This is a genomic window from Protofrankia sp. CiP1_Cm_nod2, assembly GCF_920664355.1.
GTDB lineage: Bacteria > Actinomycetota > Actinomycetes > Frankiales > Frankiaceae > Protofrankia.
Window position 1 is genome coordinate 1 of record NZ_CAKKTL010000258.1, and the last position, 2632, is coordinate 2632.

Sequence of the window (2632 nt, forward strand, 5' to 3'; positions counted from 1 at the left end):
GGCAGACCGGCGGGTGGGCCGGCGCGCCCGGGAGCGGACGGCGCCGATGCCCAGCGCGCCCGTGGCCGCTCCGCGGTGCGCTGCCGGGTGTGCCAGCGTCCCCTGGTGGGCCAGGCCGCCCGGACGGGCCGGTGCGACAGCTGCCCGGCCAACATCGACCAGGCGCTCTTCGAGCGGCTGCGGGCCTGGCGCTCCGCCCGGGCCAGGGAGCAGAGCGCGCCGGCCTTCGTGGTGTTCACCGACGCGACGCTGATGGCGATCGCCGAGCACCGGCCCACGTCCGTCGCCGAGCTGGTGGGCATCCCCGGGATCGGCCAGGCCAAGCTCGACCGCTACGGCGAGGACGTGCTTGCCCTGATGGACGGGCGGGAACCACCCGGTTGACGTCCCGCCGTTCGCCGGCAGTACCCCCGGGCCCCCAGGACTGTGACGATCGTGACACCTTCAGTCGCGGTATCGGTCAGCCGTGGCACCAGTCATACTGATTGCGTAGAGTGCTCGTTCGGAAGCGCGAAAAATAGGTTGCGACCGCCGCGGCCGGCTTCTACGGTGCTGATGAGCGCTGAGCGTGCCTGACCTGCGCCCGGCCTGAGAACGCCAAGCCCGGCCCGAACGCGATGGAGGTGGTCCCCATGAGGATGGTGGGGATCGTCGCCGCGTTCGTGTGGCGGGTGTACCCGCCCGGCCTGCGTGGTGTGGTCCGTCCGGTCGCGGCTGTTCCCCTCGGGAGCGCACCCGCCGCCTCCACGGCCGCCCGTGGGTTCGCCGACGATCCGCGCCGGATCCGCGTAGCCGCCGCGCATCACGCCCTGGCCGCGAACGCCCGCGCCCAGGCATCGACGATGCGCAAGGCGCTGTCCGTCCCGGGTCCGTCCCGAGGTCTGCTCCTGGCCTGACCGGCCGCCCGAGCGCCGACCAGGGCCGCGGATCCCCGACGGGAACCGCGGCCCTGAGTGTTTTTCGGCCCGATCCGCCGAATCAGCCGAGCCGACCGGATCAGCCGAATCGCCGAATCGCCGAACCAGCCGAATCGCCGAACCAGCCGAACCAGCCGGATCAGCCGAATTGCCGAACCAACGAATGCCTGGAGCGACATTGACCGAACCAGCTGTCCCGGTCGAACCGCCCCCGACCGGTTTCCTGATCGATTCCCTTCCTGCTCCTTCAGTGCCGGAGGTGACACCGGTGTTCGACCCCTCGATCGTCGCCCGGATCGAGCGGGACCAGCTGGCGCTGCCCTGCTGGGACGTCGACCCGGACCTGTTCTTCGCGGAGTCCCCCGAGGACGTCGAATCCGCGAAGGCGGTCTGCGTCGACTGTCCGCTGCGGCACGCCTGCCTGGCCGCCGCCCTCGACCGGTGCGAGCCCTGGGGCGTGTGGGGTGGCGAGCTCGTTGCCACGGGCGCCGTCGTCCCGCGCAAGCGTCCCCGCGGCCGCCCCCGCAAGAACGTCGCCGCCTGACGACCGCGGCCCGCATCCCACGGCGGGTGTCACGGGCTGCCACCGGACCGGTCTCGTCCCTCCGATGGCAGCCCGTGACCCGGTGGCAGTCTTGAGAGCCGTCCGCTAACGGCCGTTGATGGCCGCGTCGCGACGTCACCGGAGAAGTGGCCACAAATTTGTGATACATATGGGTTATGGCGATCACTGGTGATCATGTGGTGGGCCTACGGGAGCTTCGCCACAACACCAGCGAGGTGCCGGCCCGGGTCCGGCGTGGTGAGACCGTCGACGTGACCGAGTACGGCCGGCTGATCGCCCGCATCGTGCCCGCCGAGGAGCGGGAACCGGCCCCGGTCATGACGCGGCTGGTCGAGTCCGGCAGAGCCCGGCTGGCGGTACGGCCCGGATACCGGCCGAGGATGCGGCCAGGCGACGGCGGCCGCCTCGGTGAGACGCTCGCGGCGCTACGCGCCGAGGAAACGTGGTGAGCCTTTACTACGTGGACACCTCGGCCGCCATCAAGCTCCTCGCCGAGGAGACGCACTCCCTGGCGTTCGCGGCATTTTATGACAGTAATTCCAGCGCTTCGTGGGTGAGTTCCGCGTTGCTCCGTATCGAGGTCATGCGATCGGTCAGCCGGGTTCTGCCGGTGATGATTCCGGATGCGCGTGAGCTGCTGCTGGCCTTCGACTACATTTCCATCGACGACGACATCGTCGAGGCTGCGATGAACGGACCGGACCGGATGTCGCGTTCACTGGATGCCATCCACCTGGCGACCGCACGGGTCCTCGGCCGGGAACTCGACGCGTTCGTCACCTACGACGACCGGCTCGCCGCGGCCGCCGTTGACGCCGGATTCAGCCTGCTCAGCCCGCGGGACTCACCAGCAGCCGACACCGCCCCCCGGGCGTAGAGGCGTTCGGCCGGTCGCTGTCGACACAGCCGCGGCGTGTGGACGCGTCAGGTTGTCCATAGTGTGATCAAAAATGTTCACTGTGCGATCGCAAGATGTCGACGTGTGTTCCCGGCTGGGACGGATGGTGCCGGTAGTGTTCGGTCGTGCCCAGCAGCAAGCCCGCCCAACCGGCCCGGATCGGCACGCCGGCGGCTCCCGGCGCCGCGGACACCGCCGTCGAGCCGCCGGAGGGCCAGGCCGTCGACGGTGATCGTGCCCGGTATGACGGTG

5 protein-coding genes are annotated in these 2632 nt (G+C 70.3%); all 5 read left to right on the top strand.

All coding sequences use genetic code 11. The features are described 5' to 3' along the window. Positions 1-384: HRDC domain-containing protein (locus tag NBW84_RS20940; protein WP_250286635.1), on the top strand; the 384-nt coding region annotated here is incomplete at its 5' end. A 248-nt stretch (positions 385-632) separates the two neighbouring features. Then, the gene (locus NBW84_RS20945) at positions 633-896 is read left to right on the top strand and encodes a hypothetical protein (protein WP_250286637.1); all 264 of its coding nucleotides are present in this window, start codon (positions 633-635) and stop codon (positions 894-896) included. Between the two features lie 289 nt (positions 897-1185). Beyond that, entirely contained in the window at positions 1186-1461 is a 276-nt protein-coding gene (locus NBW84_RS20950; RefSeq protein WP_250286639.1) for a WhiB family transcriptional regulator, read from the top strand. A gap of 176 nt (positions 1462-1637) precedes the next feature. Further along, complete coding sequence (locus NBW84_RS20955; RefSeq protein ID WP_250286641.1) at positions 1638-1931, top strand: type II toxin-antitoxin system Phd/YefM family antitoxin; 294 nt, start codon at positions 1638-1640, stop codon at positions 1929-1931. After that, complete coding sequence (locus NBW84_RS20960; protein WP_250286643.1) at positions 1928-2359, top strand: PIN domain-containing protein; 432 nt, start codon at positions 1928-1930, stop codon at positions 2357-2359. Before NBW84_RS20955 ends, NBW84_RS20960 begins: the two co-directional genes overlap by 4 nt. Positions 2360-2632 lie beyond the last annotated feature (273 nt).